Below are 6,649 nucleotides of genomic sequence, written 5' to 3' on the forward strand. Positions count from 1 at the left end.
GTTCACATGACATCGCAATCGAGCGTCAGTCCCTGGGGCCGGCCCCGGCCGGACATCACCCGCCGCCTCTGCCTGGCGGCGGACATCGAGCAGTACAGCCGCCTCGACACCCCGGACCAGCAGGCCGCACAAGCCCAACTCGAACGGGTGCTGCGGGCGGCAGCCGAACGCAGTGGGCTGGACCACGGCAAGTGGTCCACCCAGCCGCAGGGCGACCTGGAGTTCGCGGTTCTCCCGCCCGGCATTCCCGAGCAACTGGTGCTGGGCGAGTACGTCACGCACCTGGCGGCCGAGCTCGGCGGCTACAACGCCACCCGACGGCCCGCCGGGCGGATGCGCCTTCGGCTGGCCATCGACACCGGCGTGGCGACCACGGCCGCCCTCGGCTTCTCCGGCCCCGCCCCGATCGCGGTGGCCCGCTACCTGAACGCACCCGAGGTGAAGCAGGCCCTGACGGCCCCCGGGTCGGCGAACCTGGCCGTGGTGGTCTCCGACCGGCTCTACCAGGACGTTGTGCGCTCGCGATTCCGCGGAATCGACCCGGAGCAGTACCACCGCATCCACGTGCAGCAAAAGGGGTTCGCCGGGTACGGCTGGGTCCAGCTGCCCGGTGCGGACCCACAAAACACGCGAAAGCCCCGGCCGGGTGCGTCGGAGGACGGGCCGCAGCCCTCGACGCGAACGGCGGAGCAGGAGCAGCCGAGCTTTGTGCAGCACCGTGTCCGCGGCACCGCCATCCAGGGTGTGATCCACGGGTCCGTCGTCCACGGGGCGGCGCCCGGCGGGGCACACCGATGACCGACGATCCGTCCGCCGAAGGCTGTACCTCACGCCATACCGCGGCGGGCGGCAACCACCAGCAGGGCACCCGGGGCCTCTCCGTCCAGGGCCGGACCGGCGACGTGCATTACTACGCCGCCGCCTGCGACCACTACTCCGCTGCCGGCGCGCCGCAGCCCGCGGCCGGCTTCTCTCCGGTCCCCTACGAGACGCTGCGCGAGGAGTTGCACCGGATCATCCGGGCCTGCTCGCTCATCGTGGACGACCTGCGTGGCGACACCGACGACTCGGGAGGTTCACCATGGGACTGATCCCCTACAACCGGGTGTTCGACGTGCTGGAGCACCGATTCCTGCCCGCCGACCTGCCCTTCCCGGTCACCACGGCCGACGGGCTGGTCCGGCTCTCCGCCCTGGCTGCCCGGCGGGCGTTGTACGGCAGGTCGGCGGACCCGCGGCTACGCGAGGAGATCTGGCGCGAGGCCGTCGGCGCGGCGCAGCGCGAGACCGGCGCGGCCGGACCTGACCGGCTGCTGGTGCTCTGGCTGGCCCTACCGGCGATGCGGCGAACCCTCTACCGGATCGGGATCCGGTGGCCGATCGACCGGCGGGAGCTCGAATCCGAGGCGCTGCTCGCCCTGTTGGCAGCACTCGCGGACGTCAGCCCGCAGGCCCGGGAGGATGGCCACGCACTGCTGTGCCCCGCCGTCAACCAGGTCTGGGCGTTTGCCCAGGCCCGCAGCCGGGAGCGACCGGTGGCGGATGTCGCGGCGCTGACCGCCGTTCACCTAGCTGTGGAGGCACCCGCGGAGTCGCCGGTCAGCGACTGGCAGGATGGCTGGGAGCTACGTGTGTCGCCACCTCCCCGGCCTGATGGGCTGTCGGCGACGGTGCGGTTCAGCGTCACACCGGAACGGCTGGAGAGCTTTCGTCTGGGTGAGCTGGCAGGCCACTTGGGCCTCGGAGCGGTCGTGCACCGGGCGCGGCGCCCCAGCGAGGGCAGCAGGATCGGTACCCTGTCGCTGCGTCCGGTCGGAGGGCAGCGATGACTCCTCGCTCCGGCAGCTGGCTGTCGTTCAGCGAGGCGTTCGACCTGCCCCTGGCCGTCGACCTGCGCACCGCCGCACGCGCACTCGGGCTCAGTCCCTCCACCGCCTACAAGCTCATCCACCAGGGCGGTTTCCCCTGCCCGGTCCTGCGCCTCGGGTGGCAGTACCGGATTCCCACCGCCGACCTGCTTCGGGCGCTCGGGATCGAGGAGCGCCCCGTCTACCTGGCTGACCTGCGAGATGGCGCCGACTTCGCGGAACAGCGCGATCGTGCAACCGAGTTCAAAAGGGAGGACTACGCATGAGTATCGTGGCCGTCGCCGATCCGGAGCCCGAGGAGGCGCCAATGACGACCTGCTTCGTCATCGCGCCCATCGGCAACGAGCACGCTCCGGACAGGAGCCCGGAGCTCCAGGCGTTCGAGGAGAACTTGGAGATCTACGAGAAGGTGATCCTGCCCGCCTGCGCCAGGCACGGCATCGTCCCGGTCAGGGCGGACGGGATCGCCGACTCGGGCGAGATCACCGAGCAGATCTGCCGTCACGTGCTGCAGGACGACATCGTGATCGCCGATCTGACCGGTGGCAATGCCAATGTCACTTATGAGCTCGGGATCCGGCATCTGACCGGCAAGCCCATCATCCACATCGGCGAGCATGGGCAACTGCCCTTCGACCTCTCGCAGATCCGGACGATCATGTTCAAGCGCAGCCGGAGCGGGCTGGTCAGGGCGCGGCAGGACCTGGAGACCGCGCTGGAGGGTGCCCTGCACAACGGGTTCGTGCCACTGACCCCGGCCCGGATCCTGTTCGGGCTGCCAGCGGCGGCACCGTCGGCTGTGGTCGAGGCGGAGCCGGACGACCCGGAGGCCCCCGGGCTGATCGACCGGTTCGCCCGGGTGCAGGAACAGATGGAGGCGATGGGCGAGACGACGGAGACGATGGCTGGGTTCATGACGGTGATCAGCGAAGTCGCCCGGCAGATCGGTCCGGTGCTGCAGCGGGCCTCCCAGCCCGGGACGCCGATGAGCGCATGGCTGCCAGCGATGAGCGAGTTGGGGAAGGCGATGGCCGAGCCGGCCTCCGGCCTCCGGGAGGCGTGCACCCGTTTCGCCGGGCAGATGGTGGAGATGGACGCGGCGGTCCAGATGGCGTTCGACGTCATCGCGACGATGCCACCCGAGCAGCGCGCCGGTTCGCCGACCGGCTTCCTGGAGCAGATGATCAGCACCGCCGAGTCCACCCACGAGATGGTCGGCGTTCTCAGCGAGGTCGAGGTCGGCATGCGGTGGCTGGTGAAGATGAGCCGGGAACTGCGGGCACCCGGCCGGGACATCTCGGCCGCGGTCAAGCAAGTTAGCGGCGTGGTGACCCGGATCGCGGACTGGGAGCGCCGGGCCCGGGAGCTGATCTGACGGCGCGGCGGGTGGCACCGGCGACGGCTGCCGGGGCCACCCGCCGGGGCTTCTCGCGCCGCACATCTATCGGCCGGGTGAGCCGCACGATTGGCTCACCCGTGAGAGCCATCGCTTGGCAGGGGCGCCGCCGCGATCCAGCTGGACAGGGCGGCGCAGGTCTCCAGGTGGTGAGAAGTCGCGGGACCGCACCACGCGGAAGTCAGCCTGAAGGGCCCCGAACATCATCGTCGGCCAGTCCAGCGAGTCGGTCGAGAGCAACAGCCGGCAGCTATCGGCGTCCACCTGCGACACCGCGACCATTGTTTTTACCATGAGAAAGGGAGATCGGCCCCGCTTTTGGCGGCCTGCCGCCTTGCACTCACAAGATCCGCTGGACAGAAGTCAAGCCCCCGGCGCTGAGGGCTCCTCCTTGGCAGACCGCAGCGCCTCATATGCTGCGCTCAGTTGAGCCTCGGTCAGCTGCGCTGGGCGGTCAAGCTATGCCTCGCCAATGGGATACGAGCGTCCTACCGACTATCTGCGGATTGGCCACCTCTCCACAAGCGGAGCAGGTTACGGGAAGAATCCCGGGCGTCCGTCGGCGGCGGCGGTGAAGCTGTAGGTGATGGCCTCGGAGAGGACACCGAGAGGTGGGTCGCCGTTCTCGATGATCACGGCTTGGCCAGGGAAGGCGAGCATGTCCTCGTAGAAGCAGTCCACGACAGCGGGCGTGATGAGGACGTCCGGGAGGTCGGGGTCTTCCGGTCTGTCCGCCACGGGCTGGCGGTAGGTAACCACCGGGGAGTCCAGGACCACGAAGCCGAGGTGGTGGAGGTCCCGTTCGATGCAGAACCGCGCCAGGGAGGTGGTGAAGGCCGAGTGCAGGACGGACCGGACGCCCTTGCCGCGGCTGGCGCGCGGGCGTCCTCCTGCCCGGATCTCGGCGTTGTACTGGTCGTACCCGGCGTGGTCGACCGCCGGCACCTTCCAGTTGCCCAGGGTGCGCTGGAGGACGGAGTCGAAGTCACTGAGGACTCCGGAGGGGATGTACTCCGCGGGCCGGGTGGCGGGGACCGCTCCTTCGCCGTCAAGGCGGGACCGCTTGTTCTCCAACTCCGAGATCCGTGTGTGCAGTTCCAGTCCTCGCTCGACTTCGGATCGTGCGTCCAGCAGTTCCTGCAGGCCCTCCCTGAGCGGTGCGAGTCGGCCTTCGGCTTCGGCGATGAGTTCGTCCGTAGTCTCCAGGTTGTCCTTGGTCACCTGCCAAGTCCTAGTGAGCGCTTCCTGTTCGCGGGCGAGGTCGGAGATGGTGGGCAGGAGATCGGTGAGCAGGGCCGTCGTCTTTGCGGCCTCCGCCCGTACGGCGGTGTGGAGTTGAGTGGCTTCCTGCTGGCTATGGCCGGGATGCTGGTGCTCAGGGTCGGCCCCGCAGAAGACGCATGTGCCAACGCGAAAGTAACCAAGGATGCTGCTGGCCTCGTTGACCATGACCAGGCGCTCCAGGTCCGAGCGGTACTGCTCCTCCAGCAGGTTGAACCGTCCCAGCAGGTCGCTGACCTCCGCCATCCGCTCGTCCAGGCCGGCCAGCTGGCGGGCATACGCCATGCGTTCCTGTACCGCTTCGCGGTGGTCTTCGTCAGCCGCGCGCAGAGCAGTGCTCTGCGTGTCGATCGCGGTTCTGACCCGGGCGAGACGGTCCCGTAGTTCGCGTTCGTTCTCTTGTGTGTCGAGCTTCGCGGCCAAGTCGATGACGAGCTGGTCCAGGAGGTTGATCTGTCCCTTGTGCACCCGCCGCTGGCCGGCGTTGGGCCCGGTGTCGATGGAGGGGTCTCCCTCGCCAGTGAGGAGGAACCGCATGACTGATGTCTCCGCGGTGCGGGTTGTGGCCGTACCCGTGCGCAGCACTGGGGAGGCCATAGCGATCATGCGATCCTCGGTGACCACGGACAGGTACAGGAGATCGGTGAGTGCGAGGGTCCGGGTGCCGCCAGCCTCGTTCTTGCGGATGAGAACGCCGTCGAGGCCCAGCGCACGCATGAGGTGGATCGAGAGGCTGTTCTTGCTGCGGGCGTTGTGCACGGCAGTCACGATGTCGTCCGGCTGCCGGTGGACCAGGTCACGCAGGTCCTCGCCGTGCAGGTGCACGGAGTTGGTGCCGGGGCGTCGGACGAGGGTCAGCGGGCTGCCGTCGGGCATGAGCAGGCCGAGGAGGATCTGTGTGTACTCCTCTGCCTCGGGGATCAGGGTTAGGTGGGTGCCGCCGAGCATGTAGCCGAGGGAGTCGACAATGAAGGACTTCCCGGTGTCGGAGGCTCCGTAGATCGTGGTCAGCTCGGGACCGAAGACGATCTGCGCCAGCGGTTTGCCGGAGCCCGCGTAGGTGAGGTGGACCAGTTGGAGGTCACCCACGATGACCCTCAAACGGTGGGAGGGACTCGGTGGGAGGGGAAGTGCTGAGCAGGACCCGGGTGGCGGCGCGTACGTCCGTGTTGGGGGCCCATTCGTGGACGGCCCACTCGGCGCGCTCGCGCAGCCGCAGCACGTACGGGGCTCCGAGAACATCCACGAATGCCGGCCCGCGTTCGGTGGCTCGGTACACCAAACCGGTCCCGTCGGCTTCGAGTTCGGCCAGGCCAGCACGGATGAGCACCAGCAGCGCCTGTTCGAGGACAGCGCGCCTCAGGCCTAACTCGCCCCAGCGGGCGGGGAGGTCCGGGTGCAGGCTCGGCGGGCCGTCGAACTCTCCGCTGTGCACCGCAGCGTGGTCCAGAAGCGCCAGCTGGGCCAGGTCCAGGGGATCGGGATGGCTCTCCGACAGCAGTATGAGGGCCCGAACGCCGATCTCCAGCGGGCTGTTCAGTGGTTTCATGCCCCTCCTCCCTCGCACCATGTCAACCGGTTCTCATTCGCTAGTGTCCTGCGCCTGAAATCCTGGCTCTAAGTTGTTAGGGTTGTGGGATGTCGTTTTCGGGGCGGTCTGCCGGTGAGTTCGTGTTGAGTCCGGACGAGCGTGACCAGTTGGTTCGCTGGTCGCAGGGTTCGTCGAGGTTGGCTGTGCGGGCGCGGATCGTGTTGCGGTGTGCGGAGCCGGGTGTGGTGTATGCGCGGGTTGCCGCTGATCTGGGCGTGTCGGCGATGACGGTGGGCAAGTGGCGCCGGCGATTCGCGGACTTGCGGGTGGAGGGTCTGGTGGACGCCGGGCGGCCGGGACGTCCGAAGGCCGGTTTGGTCCTGACCGACATCGAACGGGAACAGCTGACGCGTTGGGTGCGCCGGGCGAAGACCTCACAGGCCCTGGCGCTGCGGTCGCGGATCGTGCTGGCGTGCGCCGAGGACACGTCGAACAAGCGCGTCGCCGCGACCTTGGGAACGTCGGTGTCCACGGTGAGTCGCTGGCGGCGCCGGTTCGTGGAGTCACGGCTGGA

Annotated in this window: 8 protein-coding genes; 6 read left to right on the forward strand and 2 right to left on the reverse strand. The window is 68.7% G+C overall.

Features of this window, described 5'->3' with window-relative positions; translation table 11 throughout:
- Window positions 1–6: 6 nt before the first annotated feature.
- From ADY01_RS08305 to ADY01_RS08325, 5 genes are read left to right on the forward strand one after another with little or no spacing between them, the layout of a single operon-like run.
- Complete coding sequence (locus tag ADY01_RS08305; RefSeq protein WP_049568227.1) at window positions 7–798, forward strand: hypothetical protein; 792 nt, start codon at window positions 7–9, stop codon at window positions 796–798.
- The gene (locus ADY01_RS08310) at window positions 795–1,091 is read left to right on the forward strand and encodes a hypothetical protein (RefSeq protein ID WP_049568199.1); all 297 of its coding nucleotides are present in this window, start codon (window positions 795–797) and stop codon (window positions 1,089–1,091) included. Before ADY01_RS08305 ends, ADY01_RS08310 begins: the two co-directional genes overlap by 4 nt.
- The gene (locus tag ADY01_RS08315; RefSeq protein ID WP_049568203.1) at window positions 1,082–1,828 is read left to right on the forward strand and encodes a hypothetical protein; all 747 of its coding nucleotides are present in this window, start codon (window positions 1,082–1,084) and stop codon (window positions 1,826–1,828) included. The genes ADY01_RS08310 and ADY01_RS08315 overlap by 10 nt, the downstream gene beginning before the upstream one ends.
- Window positions 1,825–2,133 (forward strand): helix-turn-helix domain-containing protein, encoded by a 309-nt coding sequence (locus ADY01_RS08320; protein WP_049568206.1) that lies wholly within the window; start codon window positions 1,825–1,827, stop codon window positions 2,131–2,133. The genes ADY01_RS08315 and ADY01_RS08320 overlap by 4 nt, the downstream gene beginning before the upstream one ends.
- A complete protein-coding gene (locus tag ADY01_RS08325; protein ID WP_049568210.1) occupies window positions 2,130–3,242 on the forward strand; it encodes a hypothetical protein in 1,113 nt (370 codons plus the stop codon). Before ADY01_RS08320 ends, ADY01_RS08325 begins: the two co-directional genes overlap by 4 nt.
- Before the next feature lie 555 nt (window positions 3,243–3,797).
- Here the strand turns inward: ADY01_RS08325 and ADY01_RS08330 are convergent.
- Window positions 3,798–5,633 carry a hypothetical protein gene (locus ADY01_RS08330; protein ID WP_049568214.1) on the reverse strand — a complete coding sequence of 612 codons (1,836 nt, stop codon included), beginning with the start codon at window positions 5,631–5,633 and terminating at the stop codon, window positions 3,798–3,800.
- Complete coding sequence (locus ADY01_RS08335; protein ID WP_049568218.1) at window positions 5,626–6,093, reverse strand: ABC-three component system middle component 2; 468 nt, start codon at window positions 6,091–6,093, stop codon at window positions 5,626–5,628. The genes ADY01_RS08330 and ADY01_RS08335 overlap by 8 nt, the downstream gene beginning before the upstream one ends.
- 89 nt (window positions 6,094–6,182) lie before the next feature.
- Here ADY01_RS08335 and ADY01_RS39695 point away from each other — a divergent pair.
- Window positions 6,183–6,649: helix-turn-helix domain-containing protein (locus tag ADY01_RS39695; protein ID WP_199826191.1), on the forward strand; the 467-nt coding region annotated here is incomplete at its 3' end.

Origin of the sequence: Streptomyces sp. SBT349 (genome assembly GCF_001083795.1) — a bacterium.
In the GTDB taxonomy this organism is placed as follows: domain Bacteria; phylum Actinomycetota; class Actinomycetes; order Streptomycetales; family Streptomycetaceae; genus Streptomyces.